Source organism: Ancylobacter koreensis (genome assembly GCF_023016525.1).
Lineage (GTDB): Bacteria > Pseudomonadota > Alphaproteobacteria > Rhizobiales > Xanthobacteraceae > Ancylobacter > Ancylobacter koreensis.
Map to the genome: position 1 here is coordinate 1,112,348 of NZ_JALKCG010000001.1, position 19,804 is coordinate 1,132,151.

Annotated in this window: 20 protein-coding genes; 7 read left to right on the plus strand and 13 right to left on the minus strand. The window is 70.1% G+C overall.

The window, feature by feature from the left end; translation table 11 throughout:
• Positions 1–69: 69 nt before the first annotated feature.
• From MWN33_RS05085 to MWN33_RS05110, 6 genes are all read left to right on the plus strand, one after another.
• Positions 70–1,026 carry a LysR family transcriptional regulator gene (locus MWN33_RS05085; protein WP_247199309.1) on the plus strand — a complete coding sequence of 319 codons (957 nt, stop codon included), beginning with the start codon at positions 70–72 and terminating at the stop codon, positions 1,024–1,026.
• 117 nt (positions 1,027–1,143) lie between these two features.
• Positions 1,144–2,499: an aminotransferase family protein gene (locus MWN33_RS05090; protein ID WP_247199310.1), complete on the plus strand. Its 1,356-nt coding sequence runs from the start codon at positions 1,144–1,146 to the stop codon at positions 2,497–2,499.
• Positions 2,496–3,413 (plus strand): 3,5-dioxohexanoate:acetyl-CoA acetone transferase, encoded by a 918-nt coding sequence (gene kce, locus MWN33_RS05095; RefSeq protein WP_247199311.1) that lies wholly within the window; start codon positions 2,496–2,498, stop codon positions 3,411–3,413. Before MWN33_RS05090 ends, kce begins: the two co-directional genes overlap by 4 nt.
• 9 nt (positions 3,414–3,422) lie before the next feature.
• On the plus strand, positions 3,423–4,481 hold the full coding sequence (locus MWN33_RS05100; RefSeq protein ID WP_247199312.1) for a histone deacetylase family protein: 1,059 nt from the start codon (positions 3,423–3,425) through the stop codon (positions 4,479–4,481).
• The gene (locus MWN33_RS05105) at positions 4,478–4,897 is read left to right on the plus strand and encodes an acyl-CoA thioesterase (RefSeq protein ID WP_247199313.1); all 420 of its coding nucleotides are present in this window, start codon (positions 4,478–4,480) and stop codon (positions 4,895–4,897) included. Before MWN33_RS05100 ends, MWN33_RS05105 begins: the two co-directional genes overlap by 4 nt.
• Positions 4,894–5,373 carry a GNAT family N-acetyltransferase gene (locus MWN33_RS05110; protein WP_247199314.1) on the plus strand — a complete coding sequence of 160 codons (480 nt, stop codon included), beginning with the start codon at positions 4,894–4,896 and terminating at the stop codon, positions 5,371–5,373. The genes MWN33_RS05105 and MWN33_RS05110 overlap by 4 nt, the downstream gene beginning before the upstream one ends.
• A 9-nt stretch (positions 5,374–5,382) precedes the next feature.
• Here MWN33_RS05110 and MWN33_RS05115 read toward each other — a convergent pair whose 3' ends face one another.
• Positions 5,383–6,459: a tartrate dehydrogenase gene (locus MWN33_RS05115; RefSeq protein WP_247199315.1), complete on the minus strand. Its 1,077-nt coding sequence runs from the start codon at positions 6,457–6,459 to the stop codon at positions 5,383–5,385.
• A gap of 172 nt (positions 6,460–6,631) precedes the next feature.
• Between MWN33_RS05115 and MWN33_RS05120 the strand changes: the two genes are divergently transcribed.
• Positions 6,632–7,546 (plus strand): LysR family transcriptional regulator, encoded by a 915-nt coding sequence (locus tag MWN33_RS05120; RefSeq protein WP_247199316.1) that lies wholly within the window; start codon positions 6,632–6,634, stop codon positions 7,544–7,546.
• Here MWN33_RS05120 and MWN33_RS05125 read toward each other — a convergent pair.
• The 12 genes from MWN33_RS05125 to MWN33_RS05180 all read right to left on the minus strand — a co-directional run bounded on the left by MWN33_RS05125 (position 7,528) and on the right by MWN33_RS05180 (position 19,697).
• A complete protein-coding gene (locus MWN33_RS05125; protein ID WP_247199317.1) occupies positions 7,528–9,231 on the minus strand; it encodes a SulP family inorganic anion transporter in 1,704 nt (567 codons plus the stop codon). The genes MWN33_RS05120 and MWN33_RS05125 overlap by 19 nt on opposite strands.
• Before the next feature lie 54 nt (positions 9,232–9,285).
• Positions 9,286–10,200: a DUF2950 domain-containing protein gene (locus tag MWN33_RS05130; protein WP_247199318.1), complete on the minus strand. Its 915-nt coding sequence runs from the start codon at positions 10,198–10,200 to the stop codon at positions 9,286–9,288.
• A gap of 10 nt (positions 10,201–10,210) precedes the next feature.
• Positions 10,211–11,611, minus strand: a complete 1,401-nt coding sequence (locus tag MWN33_RS05135; protein ID WP_247199319.1) for a DUF3300 domain-containing protein — start codon at positions 11,609–11,611, stop codon at positions 10,211–10,213.
• 92 nt (positions 11,612–11,703) lie between these two features.
• Positions 11,704–12,939: an HlyD family secretion protein gene (locus MWN33_RS05140; protein ID WP_247199320.1), complete on the minus strand. Its 1,236-nt coding sequence runs from the start codon at positions 12,937–12,939 to the stop codon at positions 11,704–11,706.
• Positions 12,932–13,348, minus strand: a complete 417-nt coding sequence (locus tag MWN33_RS05145; RefSeq protein WP_247199321.1) for a hypothetical protein — start codon at positions 13,346–13,348, stop codon at positions 12,932–12,934. Before MWN33_RS05145 ends, MWN33_RS05140 begins: the two co-directional genes overlap by 8 nt.
• Positions 13,349–13,421: 73 nt before the next feature.
• Positions 13,422–13,922, minus strand: a complete 501-nt coding sequence (locus MWN33_RS05150) for a hypothetical protein (RefSeq protein ID WP_247199322.1) — start codon at positions 13,920–13,922, stop codon at positions 13,422–13,424.
• Positions 13,923–13,961: 39 nt separating this feature from the next.
• Positions 13,962–14,819 carry a polyphosphate kinase 2 gene (ppk2, locus tag MWN33_RS05155; protein ID WP_247199323.1) on the minus strand — a complete coding sequence of 286 codons (858 nt, stop codon included), beginning with the start codon at positions 14,817–14,819 and terminating at the stop codon, positions 13,962–13,964.
• A 194-nt stretch (positions 14,820–15,013) separates the two neighbouring features.
• Positions 15,014–15,646, minus strand: a complete 633-nt coding sequence (otnC, locus tag MWN33_RS05160; protein ID WP_247199324.1) for a 3-oxo-tetronate 4-phosphate decarboxylase — start codon at positions 15,644–15,646, stop codon at positions 15,014–15,016.
• Positions 15,643–16,929 (minus strand): 3-oxo-tetronate kinase, encoded by a 1,287-nt coding sequence (gene otnK, locus MWN33_RS05165; RefSeq protein WP_247199325.1) that lies wholly within the window; start codon positions 16,927–16,929, stop codon positions 15,643–15,645. Before otnK ends, otnC begins: the two co-directional genes overlap by 4 nt.
• 72 nt (positions 16,930–17,001) lie before the next feature.
• Positions 17,002–17,742, minus strand: a complete 741-nt coding sequence (locus MWN33_RS05170; RefSeq protein ID WP_247199326.1) for a GntR family transcriptional regulator — start codon at positions 17,740–17,742, stop codon at positions 17,002–17,004.
• An 86-nt stretch (positions 17,743–17,828) separates the two neighbouring features.
• On the minus strand, positions 17,829–18,797 hold the full coding sequence (locus MWN33_RS05175; protein ID WP_247199327.1) for a D-2-hydroxyacid dehydrogenase: 969 nt from the start codon (positions 18,795–18,797) through the stop codon (positions 17,829–17,831).
• A 78-nt stretch (positions 18,798–18,875) separates the two neighbouring features.
• Positions 18,876–19,697: a sugar phosphate isomerase/epimerase family protein gene (locus MWN33_RS05180; RefSeq protein WP_247199328.1), complete on the minus strand. Its 822-nt coding sequence runs from the start codon at positions 19,695–19,697 to the stop codon at positions 18,876–18,878.
• Positions 19,698–19,804 lie beyond the last annotated feature (107 nt).

Genomic DNA, 19,804 nt, shown 5'->3' on the forward strand with positions numbered 1-19,804 from the left:
GACCCGGCGCTCGACATTCCATAGGCCGGCACGATAATCGCCCGTTCGATCATCGCGCCGGTCTATGCCATGAAGCCTTATGAGCAGCGCCTGCCCTTCCATCTCGACTGGAACCTGCTGCGCACCTTCATGGTGGTGATCGAGCAGGGCGGCATCACCCGCGCCGCCGAATTCCTCGGCCTGCGCCAGCCCACCGTGTCGAGCGCCCTCAAGCGGCTGGAAGAGACGGTCGGCAAACGACTCCTCGACCGAGGGCCCAGCCATTTCGCCGTCACCGAGGCGGGCCGCATCCTCTATCGCGAGGCCCGCTCGATGTTCGAGGCGGTGACGCAGATCCCCGGCCTGATGAGCGCCGCCGAGGGGCGGGTGAGCGGACATGTCGCCATCGCCATGACCAGCCACGTCGTCTCGCCCCATTTCGACGCGCTGCTGGCGCGCTTCAATGCCGCCCATCCCGACGTGACCTATTCCATCGTCGTCACCGAGAGCGCCGAGGTGCTGAACCGGCTGCGCCAGAACCGCGCCACGCTCGGCCTGTGCCTGATGAGCCGGCCCGATCCGGCGCTGGCGGCCCGCGTGCTGTTCCGCGAATATTTCGGCCTGTTCTGCGGCCCCGGCCATCGGCTGTTCGGCCGCGAGGAGCTGGTGCTCGCCGATCTCGAAGGCGAGGAATCGGTCTCCTTCCAGACCGACATCGAGGGCGGCTCGCTGCATTCGGTCACGCAGCTGCGCGAGCTCGCTCTGCTGCGCCCCAAGCTCAAGGGCGTCTCGGCCAACCTGCCGGAGGTGCTGCGCATGATCGTCGCCGGCATCGGCATCGGCGCGCTGCCCGTCCATGTCGCCCGCCGCGAGGTGGAGGACGGCCGGCTCTGGCCGCTGCCGCCCCGCGACGGCCTGCCGGCGGTCGACGTGTTCCTCGTCGCCAACCCCCAGCGCAGCCTGAACCCGGCCGAGCGTCTCCTCGTCGAATGGCTCGGCGCGATGCTGGACGAGGTGCCGCTGGAGGAGCGCAGCTACGCGCAATGACATAGCCGTGCTCTATGCTCGGCATGGCTATTATCTATTTGCGCGATGACGGCGGGCCGGCCACGCTTCTCCTACCGGGCTCCGCTCTTGCGGACGGCCGAACGCAGCGAGCGTGCGATGAGCAATCCTCCTCCGTCCAACCTGTTCTACCAGACCCGCCTGCGCCGCCCGGTGCTGGCGCGCGGCGAGGGCGTCTATCTCTGGGACAGCGCGGGGCGGCGCTATCTCGACGGATCGAGCGGCGCCATGGTCTCCAATATCGGCCATTCCAACCCGGCCGTGCTGGCGGCGATGCGCCGGCAGATGGACCTCTCCACCTTCGGTTATCGCCTGCATTTCGAGAACGAGCCGGCCGAGGCGCTCGCCACCCGCATCGCGCAGCGTATGCCGGAGGGGCTGGACCGCGTGTTCTTCGTCTCCGGCGGCTCGGAGGCGGTGGAGAGCTGCCTCAAGCTCGCCCGGCAATATAAGCTGGCGCGCGGCGAGGGGCAGCGCTGGAAGGTGATCTCGCGCTTCCCCTCCTATCACGGCTCCACGCTGGGGGCGCTCGCCGTCACCGGCATGTCGCTGATGAGCGCGCCCTTCGCGCCCATGCTGCGCGAGATGCCGAAGATCCCCGCGCCGACCTGCTATCTCGACCGCGACGGGCTGAGCCATGAGGCGCGCGGCCTGCGCTACGCCCGCCTTTTGCGCGAGGAGATACTGGCGCAGGGGCCGGAGACCGTGCTCGCTTTCATCATGGAGCCGGTCGGCGGCGCCTCGACCGGAGCGCTTGTGGCGCCCGACAGCTACTATTCCGAGATCCGCGCCATCTGTGACGAATTCGGCATCCTGCTGATCAGCGACGAGGTGATGAGCGGGGCCGGGCGCACCGGGCGCTACCTCGCCGGCGAGCACTGGGGGCTGCGGCCCGATATCGTGGCGCTCTCGAAAGGCTTCGGCGCCGGCTATGTGCCGCTAGGCGCCATGGTGGCGGACCGTCTCATCGCCGAGACGGTGATCGACGCCGGCGGCTTCGTGCACGGCCACACCTATGCCGGCAACCCGCTGGCCTGCGCGGCGGGCCTTGCCGTGCTCGACGAGATCGACCGGCTGGACCTCATCGCCGCCGCCGCCCGGCAGGGCGCGGCGCTGAAGGGGCGGCTGGAAGGGCTGATGGCCTGCTACCCCTTCATCGGCGACGTGCGCGGCAAGGGGCTGCTGCTCGCCTTCGAGCTGGTGGCCGACCGCGAGACCATGGAGCCTCTGCCGACGGGGCTGAACGCGCATCTGCGCCTCGTCGACATCGCCTATGAAGCGGGGCTGATCATCTATTCGCGCCGCACGCGCGGCGGGCGGATCGGCGACCATTTCCTCGTCTGCCCCCCGCTCATCGTCAGCGACAGCGAGATCGACGAGATCATGGAGAAGCTCGACCGCGCCCTCGCTCTCTTCGCCGCCGAGGCCGGCCTGCCCGTGGAGGCCCGCCCATGAGCCGTCCGGTCATTATCACCTGCGCCGTCACCGGGTCGATCCACACCCCGACCATGAGTCCCTATCTGCCGCTCACGCCGCAGGCCATCGCCGATCAGGCGGTGGAGGCGGCGCAGGCGGGCGCGGCGATCCTGCACCTGCACGCGCGCGATCCTGCGACCGGCCTGCCCTCATCCGATCCGGCGCTGTTCGAGGAGATCGTCGGGCGCATCGGCGCGCGGTGCGACGCGGTGCTGAACCTCTCGACGGGCGGCTCCTCGCGCATGACGCTGGACGAGCGCCTCGCCGCCGCCCGCCGCCTGCGCCCGCAAATGTGCTCGCTCAACATGGGCTCGATGAATTTCGGCCTGTTCCCGCTCGCCGGCCGCTACACCGACTGGAAGCACGACTGGGAGCCGGGCTTCCTGGAGGCCACCCGCTCGGTGATCTTCAGGAACAGCTTCGAGGATATCGAGACCATTCTGGGCGACCTCGGCGGCGCGGGCGGCGCCCGGTTCGAGCTGGAATGCTACGATGTCGGCCATCTCCAGACGGTTGCCTTCTATCTGGAGAAGGGGCTCATCAAGGCGCCTGTCTTCGTGCAGTTCGTGTTCGGTGTGCTCGGCGGCATCGATGCGGCACCCGAACAGCTCATGCACATGAAGGCGACCGCCGACCGGCTGCTGGGCACGAACTACCGCTTTTCCGTGCTGGCCGCCGGCCGCCACCAGATGCCGCTCGGCACGATGGGTGTCATTCTCGGTGGCCATGTTCGCGTCGGGCTGGAGGACAATCTCTCCATCGCGCGCGGCCGGCTCGCCACCAGCAATGCCGAGCAGGTCGCCAAGATCCGGCGCATCGTCGAGGAACTGGGCCACCGGATCGCCACGCCCGACGAGGCGCGGGCGGAGCTCGGTATCGGCACGGGCGGGTAGGGGAGCGCGATGAAGGTCATCTATGACGAGGTGCAGAAGCGCCACCATCCCGGCTTCTTCCTCACCAGCGGGGCGCGGGCGCCCAATCCCGAGACGCCGGCACGGGCGGACATGCTGTTCGCCGCCGCCACCAAGGCCGGGCTGATCCACGAGGTGCCGCCCGATCTCGGCCTCGCCCCGGCGGCGTCGGTGCACACGCCGGAATATCTCGCCTTCCTCGCCACCATCTACACGCGCTGGCAGCGCATCGAGCTTGCTTCCGAGGAGGTCATCCCGAACATCCACCCGGACCGGCGGGACGGCGCCTATCCGCTCTCGGCGGTGGGGCAGGCCGGCTATCACATGGCCGACACTTCCTGCCCCATCGGCGCCGATACCTATGAATGCGCCCTGCGCAGCGCCCATGCCGCCGCGCAGGCGGCGCGGCTTGTGAGCGCCGGCGATCCGGCGGCCTATGCGCTGTGCCGCCCGCCCGGCCACCACGCCTTCGCCGACCTCGCCGGCGGCTTCTGCTACCTCAACAACGCCGCCATCGCCGCGCAGGCGCTGCGCGCGACGGCGGATCGGGTGACGATCCTCGATGTCGACCTGCATCACGGTAACGGCACGCAGGGCATCTTCTACGCCCGCCCGGACGTGCTCACCGTCTCGATCCATGCCGATCCGGCGCGCTTCTACCCCTTCTTCTGGGGCCATGCGGACGAGCGCGGCCGCGACGCCGGGCTCGGCTACAATCTCAACCTGCCGCTGGAGCGCAAGACCGGCGACGAGGGCTTCCTCGCCGCGCTCGACCGCGCGCTGGAGCGCATCGCCGCCTTCGCGCCGGGCGCGCTGGTGGTGGCGCTCGGGCTCGACGCCTATGAAGGCGACCCCTTCGCCGGGCTCGCCGTCACCACGCCCGGCTTCGGGCGCATCGGCGCGCGCATCGCCCAGCTCGCACTGCCGACCGTCATCGTGCAGGAGGGCGGCTATGCCTGCGAGGCGCTGGGGGCGAACCTGGTATCTTTTCTCGACGGTTTCCGCGCCGGCCATCGCGTGGGTGTCGCGCTTGGCGGAGAACGGCCGTGACGATCCGGACCTTCCAGGGCGTGGTCTATCCCGCCCAGTGCGACGCCATGGGGCACATGAACGTGCAGCATTATGTCGGCGTGTTCGACCAGGCGACATGGCACCTCTTCGCCGCCTGCGGCTACGATTCCGGCTGGATCGAGACGCGCCGCGAGGGCTGGGCCGATGTGCGCCACGAGATCGACTACCGCCAGGAGGTGCGGGCGGGCGAGCTCTTCGTCATCGACAGCGCCGTGCGGCGGGTGGGCACCACATCGCTCACCACCTGGCACCGGCTTTCCACCGCGCGCGGGGTTAGCGCCGAGATGCTGGCGGTGACGGTCTATTTCGATCTCGCGGCGCGGCGCGCCCGCGAGTTGCCGGAGGGCGTGCGCGCGGGCGCGCGGGCGCTGCTCGAACCGGGCGAGGGCGCATGAGCCTCCTCATCCGTCCGGTGGAGCGGGAGGACCTGCCTGCCGTCGCCACCCTGCTGGCGCGGCTCGCCGACCATGTGCAGCCCGGCAAGGTGCCGCGCGCGGGCGTCGCCGAGCTCGAACGCTACGGGCCGGCCGGGCTTGGGCTCTTCGAGGCGCTGGTGGCGTGGCGCGGGGAGGCGGCGGTGGGGCTGTGCCTCTATACCTACACCTTCTCCGGCTGGCGCGGCCGTCCCGGCCTGCGGGTCGAGGACCTCTATGTCGAGCCCTCCGAGCGCGGCGGCGGGCTCGGCCGGGCGCTGCTTGCCGCCGCGCTCGGGCGCGAGGCGGACAAGGGCTGCGCCTATGTGAAGCTTGCCGTCGACCGGAGCAACGAGAGCGGGCTCGGCTTCTACCGCCGGCTCGGCTTCACGCTGGAGGAGCACGACCACGAGATGCTGATCGAGGGCGCCGCGCTGGCGGCGCTCCTCGATCCGTAGGGGCGAGCCTCAGGCGTTCTCGCTCTCGATGGCCTCGATCACGCCGGCGGTCACGTCCGCCGTGCGGGCGGTGCCGCCGAGGTCGGGCGTGTGGAAGCGCGTATCGCCCGTCACCCGCTCGATCGCCTTCATCAGCCGCGCCGCAGCGGGCTTCTCGCCGAGATGCTCCAGCAGCATCACCGACGACCAGAAGGTGCCAACCGGATTGGCGATGCCCTTGCCGATGATGTCGAAGGCCGAGCCGTGGATGGGCTCGAACATGGAGGGGAAGTTCCGCTCCGGGTTGAGGTTTGCCGTCGGCGCGATGCCGAGCGAGCCGGCCAGCGCCGCCGCGAGGTCCGACAGGATGTCGGCGTGCAGGTTGGTGGCCACGATGGTGTCGAGGCTTTCCGGCTTCATCACCATGCGCACGGTCATGGCGTCGACCAGCATCTTGTCCCAGGTCACATCGGGGAAGCCGGCGGCGACCTGCGCCGCCACCTCGTCCCACATCACCATGGCGTGGCGCTGGGCGTTCGACTTGGTGACGACGGTGAGGTGCTTGCGCGGGCGCGAGCGGGCCAGCTCGAAGGCGAAGCGGATGATGCGCTCGACGCCGGCGCGGGTGAACATGGCGACGTCCGTCGCGACCTCGATCGGCTGGCCCTGATGGGCGCGCCCGCCGACGCCGGCATATTCGCCCTCCGAGTTCTCGCGCACGATCACCCAGTCGAGTTCGGGCCCGTCGACCTTGCGCAGCGGCGAGGTGATGCCGGGCAGGATGCGGGTCGGGCGCACATTGGCGTACTGGTCGAAGGGCTGGCAGATGTTGAGCCGCAGGCCCCATAGCGTGATGTGGTCCGGGATTTCCGGGTGGCCGGCCGAGCCGAACAGGATGGCGTCGTGGTGGCGGATCTCGTCGCGCCCGTTCTCCGGCATCATGCGGCCGTGCTTCTTGTAGTACTCGCCGCCCCAGTCGAACGTGTCGACGGCGAAGGAGAAGCCGCCGTCGCGGCGGGCGAGGGCGTGCAGCACCTCGACGCCGGCCGAAATCACCTCGTCGCCGATGCCGTCGCCGGGGATGGCGGCGATCCTGTAGGTCTTCATGGGGTCTCCTCCGGCACGAGCCGTTCGCTGCGGCGCCTGAACGGCGCTCATCGGGGCGCGGAGACTGGGCCGCTCTCCCGCGAAGCTCAATGCGGTTTTAATTGTACAATTAAATGAAATAATATCGTTCGCCATGGCGCCCCTGCGGCGCATGGCGGAGCCGGACGGCCTCATGGACCTTCATCAGTTGCGCTGCTTCGTGGCGGTGGCGGACGAGCTGCATTTCGGCCGTGCCGCGCGGCGGCTGGAACTGATGCCCTCGGCGCTCGGCCGGCAGGTGAAGCTGCTGGAGGAATCGCTCGGCGCCGCCCTGCTCAGCCGCACCACCCGCTCGGTCGCCCTCACCGCCGAGGGCGCGGCGCTGATCGAGGAGGCGCGCGCCCTGCTGGCGGAGGCGGACGCCATGGCGGCGCGCTTTCGGGCACGGGCCCGGACGCGGGCAACCACGCTGCGGCTGGGCGCGGTCGACACCGCCGCCGCCGGGCTGGTGCCGCTGCTGCTGCACGATTTCCGCGAGCGACATCCCGATATCGCCGTCGAGCTGGTGGAGGACAAGACCATCCGCCTGCTGCCGCGCCTGCTGTCCGGCCGGCTCGACCTCGTCTTCATCCGCCCGCCGGCGGTGCTCGGGCGGCAGATCGAGGCGCGCATGCTGTTCCGCGAGAGCGTAGTCGTCGCGATGCGCAGCGACCACCGGCTGGCGCGCCGGCGCTCGGTCACGGTGGCGGCGCTGGCCGATGAGCCGCTGATCGTGCCGGACCGGCGCTCGCGCCCGCACAGCCACGATCTCACCACCAAGCTGTTCGCGCAGGCCGGGCTGCGCCCGGCGGTGGCGCAGGTCGCCGGCGAGAAGCAGACCATTGTCGGCCTCGTCGCCGCCGGGCTCGGCGTCGCGCTGGTGCCGCGCTGGACCGCGCGCCTCTCGCTCGCCGGGGTGCGCTACGTGCCGCTGGCCTTCGAGGGCGCCGAGGCTTTGAACATATTGCCGCTGGCCGCCGCCTGGGCGCGGGGCTCGCGCGATCCCGCCCGCGAGGCGATGCTCGCCCTGTTGGCCGAACGCCTGCCGGACTACTCCCGCGAGGCGTGAGCGCCCGCGTGCCCGAAGGCGGGAATGACTTCTTCCAGATCGTCGAAGATCATGCCGGCGCCGATGGTTTCCAGCGTGCCGGCGCGCTCCAGTATCTCCATCGGGTCGCGGTGCAGTTCGGCGATGCCGAGCGCCACGCCCTGGGCGGCGAATTCCGCCTGCACCTCGGCCAGCATGGTGGCGGCGGTTGAATCCACCTGCGCGATGGCGCTGGCATCGATGACGAACCAGCGGGTGCCCGCCGGCAGCGCGCCGAGATGCGCCTTCAGCAGTGCGCGCACATAGTCCACATTGAAGAACAGCAGGCTGCCCTGGATCATGCACACCGCGAGCCCCGGCACCGGCCGGGCGCGTGGCTCGCGGTGCAGCTTGTAGAAGCCGGGATGGCCGGGAAGGCGCCCGAGCATCGCCTCGCGCGGGCGCATCTCCTTGAGCAGCACATAGGCGAGCGTGGCGGCCACGGCGATCATCACCCCGTTCAGCACGCCGAGGGTGAGCGCCCCCCACAAGCTGATCAGCGCGAAGGCGAACTCCATGCGGCTGATGCGCCAGAGCTCGGCGAAGCCGCGCAGGTCGATCAGGCTCAGCGCGGCGGCGCCGAGGATGGCGCCGAGCGCAGGCACGGGCAGGAGGCGCAGCGCGTCGTTGAGATAGAGCAGCAGCACCGCGAGGCTCAGCGCCGCCACCAGACCGGCAAGCTGCGAGCGCCCGCCGACCGACAGGTTCACGGCGGTGCGCGAATCCGACACCGTGACCGGGAAGCCGCTGAACAGGCCGGCGGCGATGTTGGCGGCCCCCAGCCCGGTCAGCTCGGCATTGGGGTCCACCTCGAACCGGCCGCGCGCGCCGAAGCTGCGGGCGGCGACGATGCCGGAGCCGAAGCTGACCAGCCACACGGCGGCGGCGCCGAGCAGCACCTCCTTCAGCGGCAGGCCGGCTTCGAGCGGCAGGGAGAGGGCGGGAAAACCCTGCGGGATCGGCCCGACCACCTTCATCCCCAGCGCCTCGAAGCCGAAGGCCCAGGAGGCGAGGATGGCGAGGGTGACCGCCGCCAGCGGACCCGGGATCGGCGATTTCCAGCGGTTGAGCAGCAGGAGCAGGACGAGCAGCCCGCCGCCCAGCGCCGCCGAGGGCCAGTGTATGCCGCCGGCCTTGCGCGCCAGCTCGATGAGCGGGGAAATCAGCCCGTCGCTCTCGATCCTCAGCCCGGTGAAGCGGCCGATCTGGCCGACGAGGATGGACAGCGCCACGCCGCTGATGAAGCCGAGCAGGATCGGCCGCGAGAGGAAGGCGGCGACCACCCCGAAGCGTAGCCGCCCGGCGATGAGGCACATCACGCCGACGGTGAGGGCGAGGAGCGCGCTCGCCGCCACGCGGTCGGCCGGCGTCGCGGCCGTCAGGCTGGCCAGCACGCCGGCGAGCACCGTCATGGTCGGCGCGTCGGGTCCCACGATGAGCTGGCGCGAGGGACCGAACAGCGCGTAGCCGATGAGCGGGAAGAGGCTGGCATAGAGGCCCACCTCCGGCGGGAGGCCGGCAATGGCGGGATAGGCGATGGCGCTCGGCACGGCGACGGTGGCGATGGCGAGGCCGGCGGGGACGTCGGCGCGGATCCAGCCGGGCGTGAAGCCGGCGAAGCCTTTCAGGATGGGAAGCCTGTCCAGCATGGGAAGCCTGTCCATCATGGCAGTCCTCTCGCTGCGGGCTCTGCCGCCGGCGGGCGCGGGGTGCGCGCCGCGTCAGCGGTCGACCACGCTCCAGTCCGGTCCCGGATCGAAGCGCCTGATGCCGGGCGCCAGCTTCGCCGTGTCGGGCCCGAGATTGCGCTCGAAGACTCCGCCGCGCTGGTCGCACAGGAAGGTCATCACGCCGGTCTCCTGCCAGCGTTCGGGGTAGGCGAGCATGGCGAAGCCCGCCAGTAGCCGGCCCTTGACGAGGTAGCTGTAGGCGCCGCCCGGCGCGTTCGGCCCCTGCGCGGTGAGGATGCGGTAGACATAGCCCTCATAGGCGCGCGGGCCGGTGCCGCGCGCCACCTTCTCCCGCGCGGCGGCGGCGAGGCGCGCGCCGAGCGGGCTGCGGTCATTGGCGTTCTCGGGCGGCCAGTAGAGGCCGTCGTGACGGCCGGGCGTGCTGATGAAGCGCCGGGCATATTGCTGCACCGGCTCGTCATCGTGCAGCGCGCCGAAATACTCGTTCTGCGCCGCCACGAAATCGGCGCAGGCAGCGATGGCGGCATATTCGTTGCGTCCGATCGTCCGGTCGGTGATCTCCTGCCGGCCTGCGGCGAGGTCGAAGGACCACGTGCCGTCCTTCTGCGCCAGCGGAATGGGAAAGCGCCAGCCGATGCGCCCGAGCACGACGACCTTCTCGCCCTCCGGCCCGTCGGCAATATTGACGGAGCCGGCGGCGAGGCCGAGGAACATGTCGCGGCGCCGTGCATCGATGTCGGCGTCGCCGCTCCCCAGCACGTCACGGGCGCCGGCGCCGAAAAGCGCGTCGAGCCGGGCGGCGTCGCCCGCCCGCACGCCCTCGACGAGGGCGGAGGCCGCCGCCTCGGGCGAGGGGAAGCTTTCCTGCGCACGGGTCGGAGAGGTGAGGGCGAAGCCGACGAGGGCCGCGAGAAGCGGCAGCGTACGGCGAGGGCGATGATCCATCACGTTCTCCTCACCGCCGGCCGCCAGGACCGCCACCGCCGCCACCACCACCACCGCCGCCCGGCCGGCCGGCGCGCGGCGGCACGGGCGGACGGGACACCGACTGCCGGCTGGAGGCGCCGCGCTTGGCGAGGCCCGCCGCATTGCCGCCGGCGCCGATGTCGCCGAAGGCGGAAGGACGCTGCGGGCTCGCCGGCCGTCCCGTCGCCGGGCGATCGGGCCGCGGTGCCGGCTTGGTCGCGGGCTGTGTCGCAGGCTTGGTCGAGGGTTTGGCCGACGGTCCGGTCGACGGCATGCCGCCGGGCGCCCCGCCCGGCTTGCCCGGTCCGCCAACATTCGGGCCTCCCGGCCCGGCGGGTTTTCCCGGTCCGCCAAAGTTCGGTCCGCCGGCACCGCCAACCCCGCCCGGGCCCGGATTCCCGGGTCCACCGGCATTCGGGCCTCCGGGACCAGCGGGTCCGCCGGGCCTTCCGGGACCGCCGACATTGGGTCCACCCGGTCCGCCCGGCCGGCCGGGTCCGCCGATGCCCGGCTTGGTGCCCTGGCCGGGGCGGTAGCGGTCCGCGTCCGGGCGCCAGGGGCGGGTATTGCCGCCACCGATGTTGATCTCGTTGCCGATATTGATGTTGCCGTTGTTGATGCCGCCGGGACGGTAGGCGGGATAGCCGGGCCAACGCGGCGGGTAGACCCAGCCATAGCGCCAGTCCCACGGATCGCTGACCGCCGCGCCGACCGCGACGCCGAGCCCGAAGCCGATCAGCCCGGCGGCGACCGCCGCGCTGCTGTCATAGACCGTCGCCGGATTATAGGTCGGCACATAGATGACGCCCGGCTCGGCGGGCTCGATGATGACGTAGCTCGTCGTGCCCTGCGTCTCGGTCACGACGCGCTGCTGCGGCGTGGTCTTGAGGGAGCCCGACTTCTGCGCCCGCCGCCGCAGGTCCTGGATCGCCGCCGCGATGTCCTGCGGCTGGTAGACGAAGGCGTCGCCGAGATCGGAGGTGGCGTCGAGGTCCTCGTTCAGACGGGCGATCACGTCGGGAAAGCGCGCGAGAGCCTTGACCTCGGGGGTCCAGCTCTGCGCGTCGATGCCGCTGAAATCGCCCTTCGCGACCACCTCCTTGTTCTTCTCCAGCCAGCGTGCCGCCTGCACGATCTCGATCGGGTAGGCACTGGCCGGCAGGAGCTGGGCAAGGAGGTCGTCGGGATAGAGCGCGTAGGGCGCCACCAGCTTGGCGATCTCTTCCTGCGAGAAGCGGACGACGTTGGCGTCGTCCGGCGCCGGCGCGGGGGGAGGCTGGACTGGCGCCGGCGCCGGCACGGTGGCGGTGGGATCGCCGGCGGAGGGCGGCGCCGTCTGCGCCCGCGCGGGGCCGGGCGCGCCGGCGACCAGCACGGCGAGGGTCAGCATCGATACCGTCGCCCGCAGCCCCGTCGGTTTCAGTCCCGTGGCCTTTAGCCCTCGCGTCATGCGTTCCCCGTACGTGCCGCCGGCATTGGGCATCAATGGCCTCCCGAGAAGACGAGGGTCTGCACCGGCAGGATCAGCGCCTGGATGCGCAGCAACAGGGCATGGACCAGCGCCACCGCATCGACGCCGTGCAGATAGAGCGCGGTCAGCCCGCCCACCTTGCCGGAGGCGATCAGTTCGTGATTGCTGGAATAGGCATTGGCGACGCAGCTCGATCCCGGCGGCACGCCATCGAGCCCGTCCTCGTAGAGCGGTTCGAGGAAGACGGTGATCGTACCGGGGGCGGCGAGCTGCTGCGCGTCGACCAGCGTCTCGCTGGCGCGCAACTGGCCGGCGGCGATGACGTCCTGCACGCTGGTGACGACCATCGGGATGATGGCGAAGGGCTTCGAGAAGCAGGTCGCCTCCGCCACCATGCCGACCTTCATCACCTGCGCCTCGATCTGGCCGAAGCCGGCGATCAGCCGTTCGCGGCCGGCCCCGTCCGGGATCAGCACGCCGGCCGGGCGCATCAGCGGGTTGACGAGGTCGCCCACGCGCAGGGTGAACTGCTCGACCCGGCCGGCGACCCCGGCGCGGATCACGGTCTTGGCGAGCGCCACCTCGGCCTCGGCCAGGGCGGCCTCGGCGCTGGCCTTCTGGGCGGGCAGCAGCGTCTGCGCGCGCAGCAATGCGCCCTCCTTGGCCGCCAGCACGGCATCGAGCGTGCCCTGCCGGCCGTCGACCACGGTCTGAAGCCGCTCCAGTTCGCGGCGCGAGACGACGTCGGCATTGCGCCGGTTCAGCTCGGCCTTGGTGTCGAGCTCGTCGCGCGCCTGCTGCAGCGCCTTCTCGGCCTGGACGATCTGGCCCTCGGCAGCGGCGACCTCGGTGCGCGCAACCACGATGGACGCCTCGGTCTCGGCGATGCGCCGGCGCGCGCTTTCCACCGCCGCTTGCTGGGCGGCGTCGTCGAGCCGGAAGATGACGGCGCCCTTCTCGACGTGATCGCTGACGCCTACTTCGATCTGCGCCACCCGGCCGATGGTCTCGGGCACGATGGGCACGGTGCGGAAATAGGCGGTGACATTGCCGGAGGATGGGTGGTTGTAGAAAATGATGGTGATCAGCGCCACCGTCAGCATGAGGCAGGTGGTGATGCCCCAGCGCAGCTCGAACCACACCGAATAGAGCGTGATCTCCCGACCGATCCGCTTGCCCTGCGCATAGCGGCGGTAGAGGTAGTCGGGAAGGATGGTCAGCACGGAGCACAGCAGCAGCTCAAGCATGGCCGTGGCTCCCGCTCTTGGCCGCTTCCGCCTCGGCCGGCGTGGGCGGCTCGGGTTCGGGTGGCGGCAACCCGGCGATCTTCTCCGAGGCGCGGGCGATGCGGTTCATCGGCGCCAGGAAATCCGGCAGGTCGATGAAGGCCAGCAGCAGCGCCGCCACCCACAGCACATGGGCGTGGGTGAACAGCGCCAGCAGGCACATGACCGCGACGATCTCGAACTGCAGCTTCTGGCCCTTGTGGGCCAGCCGCTCGGGCAGCGAATGGATGTGCAGGAAGAGCACGCCCGCCAGCAGCACCGTCGCCACCAGCGTGACGGCGGCGACGCCCAGCAAGATGTCGGAATGTCCCGGCGCGGTGATGAAGAAGGGCAGATGCTCGGGGGCGAGCGGGTGCGGCAACGGGCTCATGCCCTTACTCCTGGAACATGCAAGGCGGCAGGCACGGCATGGACGGGCCGCACCGGCGTCGGTGAGGTCGGGATTATTTCTTGCCCCAGGTGAGGAACAGGCCGACGTCGCCGGGCATGCCGTTCGGCCATTCGACGATCATCGCGGCGAGGCCGTAGCCGGCGGCCCTGAGATGGTCGCGCCACAGCTCATAGGCCTGACGGGGGCGGCCGGTCAGCGTCTCCGGCCAGCCTTCCTCGGTGTTGTTGATGGCCCGCCCGTGATCGGTGCACAGGCTGTTGGGGAAGCGCATCACCATGATCTCGGTTTCGCCGCGCTCGGCGGCGGCGCGCAGCTTCACCAGCAGGCCCTGGGTGATCTCGTGCAGCTTGGCCGGGGTCAGGTCGATCGGCTCGGCCAGCGTCTTGGCCAGCGCGTCCTTGGCGTGGCGGGCGCGGTCCATCGCCTCCACCGCTTCCTCGGCGCGGGCGGCTTCCAGCTTGTCCATGTAGCCGCGCAGCTCTGTGGCGGACATGAAGCTCTCGTCGCCGAGCTGGTGTTCCTTTTCGGGGGTCTGGCGGGCGCTCTCGCTCATGGGCGTTCCCTCGTCGATGTGGCTGACGGCCAACGGGTATCAGAACAGTTCAGGCACGTGATGACGCAGATCATCGGGCTCCACATAGCCGTCCGCCTTCTGGCGCTTGGGCAGCTTCACCTTCTCGCGCCTGGGCGCGACATAGGGCACCTTCGACAGGAAATGGGAGATGATGTTGAGGCGGGCGCGCTTCTTGTCGTTGGAATCGACGACGTACCAGGGCGCCCAGCCGCTGTCGGAAGCGGCGAACATGGCGTCGCGGGCACGCGAATAATCGTACCAGCGCCCGTAGGACTTCAGGTCCATGGGCGAGAGCTTCCAGGTCTTGCGCGGATCGTGGATGCGCTGCTCGATGCGCCGGGTCTGCTCTTCCGGGCTGACTTCCAGCCAGTATTTCAGCAGGATGACGCCGGAATCGATGACCGCCTTCTCCACCGCCGAGATGGTCGAGAGGAACTTCTCGGCCTGCTCCTCGGTGCAGAAGCCCATCACCCGCTCGACGCCGGCGCGGTTGTACCAGGAGCGGTCGAAGATCACGACCTCGCCCGCCGCCGGCAGGTGCGGCAGGTAGCGCTGGGCGAACATCTGCGATTTCTCGCGGTCGGTCGGGGCGGGCAGGGCAACGACGCGGAACACGCGCGGGCTCACCCGCTCGGTCAGCGCCTTGATGACGCCGCCCTTGCCGGCGGTGTCGCGCCCTTCGAACAAGATGCAGACCTTGGCGCCGGTCTCCTTCGCCCATTCCTGCAGATGCACCAGCTCGCCGTGCAGCCGCTTCAGCTCGGCCTCATAGGCCTTGCGCGAGAACTTCTCGCGCGGCGCCGGGGCTGCCGTCTCTTCGACCGCCGTTGAATCCGCGGCGTGATGACGGTTCTTCCTGTGATCCTTCGTGCCCATGGCCCGACCCGCAAACCTTCCCGACACCTTCCCGGCCTCAGGTGGATTTGCCACCCTGCCAGCCGGACAGGCGACAGCCGCCCCCGCAGCCGTCCGGGCGCATGATACCGCAGCCGGTCGCGCCGCGCTGCATGCCGCCGACCCTGCTTCGTTGTTTTTCTTTGGTGCGCCGCGGCAAAGGCGCGCGAGCCCCCTCAGCGGGAGAAGACGCGCCCGAGTTCCTCGATCTGCCCGGCGGTGAGCAGCTGAGGGCGGCTGTCGCGCAGCAGGAACAGCAGCTTGGCGGTTTCCTCCAGCTCTTCGGCGGCATAGACGGCGGAGGCGAGGTCGGGACCGGCGACGACGGGGCCATGATTGGCCAGCAGCACCGCCGCGCAGGCCCCGCCCAGCGCGCGGATCATGTCGCCCATGGCGGGGTCGCCGGGCCGGACATAGGGCAGCAGCCGCACCCGCCCCACGCGCATCACCACATAGGGCGTCAGCGCGGCGATGCAGTCGTCCGGGTCGAGGTCCGGCAGGCAGGACAGCGCGGTGGCGTAGGTGGAGTGCAGATGCACCACCGCGCCGGTGCCGGGCCGTGTCTCGTAGAGGGCGCGGTGCAGGAAGACCTCCTTGGAGGGCGCGTCGCCCGACACGTGCCGCCCGTCCCGGTCGAGCTTGCAGATGCGCGCCTCGTCGAGGAAGCCGAGGCAGGAATTGGTCGGGGTGATCAGCCAGCCATCGTCGAGCGCGACGCTGATATTGCCGGCCGAGCCGACGCAGTAGCCGCGCTCGAACAGCGAGCGGGCGAGGCGGACGATCTGCGCGCGGGCCGCCTCTTCGCTCACGCCGCCACCCTCCCGGCACCGGCGAGCGCGTCGAGGGCGCGAGCGAAGAAGTCCTCCCCGCCGAAATTCCCCGATTTCAGCGCCACGCCGAGGCCGCTGCCGTCCTCCGCGACCAGCACCGGCACGCCGGGGTCGATTTCCGGCCCGATGCGGAACGAGGTGACTCCGAGCGCGGTGACCACGGCGCCCGAAGTCTCGCCGCCGCCGACGACGATGCGCCGCGTGCCAGCCGCGACGAGCACGCGCGCGGCCTCGCCGAACAGCGCGTCGAGCGCGTGGGCGACCGGCTCGCGGCCATAGGTCTCCTGCAGCGCGGCGACCCGGTCGGGGTCGGAGGAGGAATAGACCAATGGGCCGGCGCCGCGATGGGCGTCGACGAAGGCGACGATATCGGCGGGGCCGAGGCGCCCTTCCATCACGGCGTCGACGTCGACCGCCAGCACCGGATGGCCGGCGCGGTGGCGCTCGATCTGCGCGCGGGTGGCGCGCGAGCAGCTTCCCACCAGCACCGCCTCGGCGCCGTCGACACCGTCCACGGCCGGCCGTCCGCCGCGCGCCAGCCCGGCGCGGATGAGGTTGCGCGGCAGGCCGCGCGCGATGCCGGAGCCGCCGGTGATCAGCCGTGCCTCGGCGCAGGCCTGCGCCAGCACCAGCAGGTCGTCATTGGAGATCGCGTCGGCGATGACGAGGCGCTCGCCCCGTCCGGCGGCTTCGGCCAGCGCGTCGCGCGTCGCCCCGGCGCCCTGCCGGATGACCGGCCAGCCGACCAGCCCGACCGGATCGGTGCTCTGGCGGGTGAGCCAGCGGCGCAGGTCCGGGTCGGTCATCGGGTTGAGCGGGTGGTGCTCCATGCCGGAATCGTTCAGCAGCCGGTCGCCGACGAACAGGTGGCCCATATAGACCGAGCGGCCGGCATCCGGGAAAGCCGGACAGGCGACGACGCCGAGCACGCCGAGCCGGCGCGCCAGCGCCTCGGCCACCGGCCCGATATTGCCTTCCGGCGTCGAATCGAAGGTCGAGCAGTATTTGAAGACGATCTGCCGGCAGCCCTGCGCCAGCAGCCAGTCGAGCGCGGCGAGCGACTGGGCGACCGCTTCGCCTGCCGGGATGGAGCGGCTCTTCAGCGCGATCACCCCCGCCTCGACGTCCGGCGCGGCCGGGTGCGGCGGCACGTTGAGGTACTGCACCGTGCGCAGCCCGCCTTCCGGCTCGACGCCCTTGGCGATGGTGTTGGCGATGTCGCTCGCCCCGGTGAAGTCGTCCGCAATGACGCCGATGATCATCTCAATGCTCCGGTAGGCAGGTTCGTGTCGGCCTGCCGCGCCGGGCAGGGACATGCCACCGGCGCGCGCGGCTCACATGTCGGTCCTCTTCTGGAGCACGTCAACCATCTCCTTCAGGTCGCGCAGCATGGCCGGCACGCGGGCACCGCCCGCCGGGACCTGCTCCTCGCCCTCGGTGTGCACGAGGCGGTTGCGGGCGGCGACGATGTGGCGGCGCATCAGGATTTCCGCCATCTGCCCGTCGCGCTCGCAGATCGCCTCGATGATGCGGATATGGTCGCGATAGGCCGGCACCTGATCGGGGCCGGTGGTGCGGTAGCGGCACAGCCGGATCAGCGAATAGAGATCGCCGCACAGCAGCCGCTTCAGCAGGTAGGAGCCGGCGCCCTTGGCGATTCGGTAATGAATATCCTCGTCGCCGAAGGCCTGCGGGTAGATCCGCCCCTCATGGCTGGCGAGGTCGAGATGGTCCTGCAGCAGCGCCTTGAGGCGGACCAGTTCCTCCTCGCTCATGCGCTCGGCGGCGAGCCGGGCCGCCAGCCCTTCGAGCACCTCGCGGATCTCGTAGATCTCGGCGAGGTCGGAGTTGGAAAGCTCGACCACGCGCACGCCGAGATGGGGCAGGCGCACCACGAGGCTGCCGCCCTCCAGCCGGCGCAGCGCCTCGCGCAGCGGGCCGCGGCTCACTCCGAAGCGGGCCGCCAGCGTCTCCTCGCCGAGCTTGGTCCCCATCGGGAGCTTGCCGCTGACGATTTCGAATTCCAGCTCGCGGAAGATGCGGTCGGAGCGCGTCGTGTTGTCTGGCGTGAGCATGGGTACGGTATCCGAGCTTGCTGTCAGCAATCTAGAGGCCCGGTCCATACGGTCAAAGCGTCCCTTTGGCGGCAGGGTGCGCGTGTTCATGTCACGACATTCCGCGGCGCGCCGCGCCAGAAGAGGTTGATATTCTCGACGAGCTGGTCGGCGAGGCTCTGGATCGCCTCGCGGCTCGACCAGGCGACGTGCGGCGTCAGGATGAAATTGTCATGCGCCAGCAGGCGCATCATCACATGTTCGCGCGGAGGCGGCTCGACGGTGGCGACGTCGAAACCGGCACCGGCGATGCGGCCGCTCTCCAGCGCATCGGCGAGCGCCTCCTCGTCCACGAGGCCGCCGCGCGCGGTGTTGATGATGAGCGGGCGGCATTCCATCAGCGCGAATTCGGCCGGGCCGATCATGTTGCGCGTCGCCGGCGTCAGCGGCGCGTGCAGGGTGAGGATGTCGGCGCGCCGCAGCACCTCCTCGAAGGGGGTGTAGAGCGGCCCCATGCCCTCGACGCCCTTGTAGGACGCATAGAGCGGGATCATGCCGAAGGCCCGCCCGATGGCGGCCACCGCCTGGCCGATCACCCCGTCGCCGAGGATGCCGAGCACCGCGCCGGAGAGGTCGTGCACGGGATAGTCGAAATAGGAGAACTGGTTGGTCTCGATCCAGCGGCCCCGGGCGACGGAGCCGCGATAGGCCAGCAGGCTGCGGCGCAGCGCGAGGATGAGCGCGAAAGTGTGCTCGGGCACCGTGTTGATCGCGTAGTTGCGGATGTTGGAGACGACGATCCCGCGTGCCCGGCAGGCGGCGAGGTCCACCACGTCGTAGCCCGTCGCCGCGACGGCGACGCATTTCAGCCGGTCGGCACCCTCGATGACATGGGCCGGCAGCCGCACCTTGTTGGTGACGACGATGTCGGCCCCGGCGATGCGCCCGGCCACCTCGGCATCCGTCGTGGAATCGTAGCTGCGCCATTCATGCTCGAAATCGAGCCTGGGCAGGATGATCTCGGGCGGCAGGGTCTCGCGGTCGAGAAAGACGACCACCGGCGTGTGGTGTGACAAGGAAGTCTCCGCAAAAAGACGCGACGGCAGAGAGGATCAACCGTCGCGCTGAAAGTTGAGCCGGAAAGGCCGCTGGGCTCAGGCGACGGCTTCGCCGAGCTCGGCCAGCTTCTCGCGCCCCTCGATCATGTCCTGAAGGGTGCCGAAGGCGTTCATGTAGTGGCCCTGGAAGCCGAGCTCGTCGAGCCGGCGGAACAGGTAGGGGAAGTCGAAGTCGCCCTCGCCCGGCCGCAGGTGCTCTTCCTTGCCGTTGCGCCAGCAGTCGGCGAGGCGCACCTCGTCGCAGCGCTTGATGTCGAAAGCTTCGAGGAAGGCGTCGACACCGTCCTCGACGATGTGGGCGTGGTTGGCGGTGAAGGCCCAGCGCAGCTTCGGCGAGTCGAGCCGGTCGAAATAGTAGCGGGTCTCCTCGACATTGTGGGCGAGGTAGTGGACCTCGGCGTCGTCCGGCTCCCAGTTCATGTTCTCGAACAGCAGCGTGAGGTCGATCTTTTCGGCATAGTCGGCCAGGCGCTTGATGCGCTCGACGCCGGCTTCCATGCGCAGCTTGACGTCGGAGGTGAAGTGATAGCCGGCATGGATGACCATCCATTCGCCGCCGAGCCGCTTGCACGCGTCCATGTGGGTGATGAGATAGCGCTCCACGCCATCGCGCACGTCCGGCGCGTATTCGGCCATGTTGACGGCGGACATGGTGTGGATGCCGACATGGATGCCGTGCGCGTCGCAGGTGTCGCGAATGCCCTTGACCCGCTCCGCGGTCAGCGTCTCGATCGCGTTGGGCGCCACGTCGATCTTGAGGTCGAGATACTTGATGCCGTGCTGGACGGCGGCGGCGAGCCCATCCTCGATCTTGTTGCGCTGGCCGAGGTCGACTCCGATCCGATCCCGCAAGTTCATGTCTGCTCTCCCTTTGTCGAGCCGACTGCTGTCCACGACGGCCCGTTGTTGACAATGACCGGGAAAAAAGCACCGACCTTCCGACATGTCAACAATGGCACCGCTGC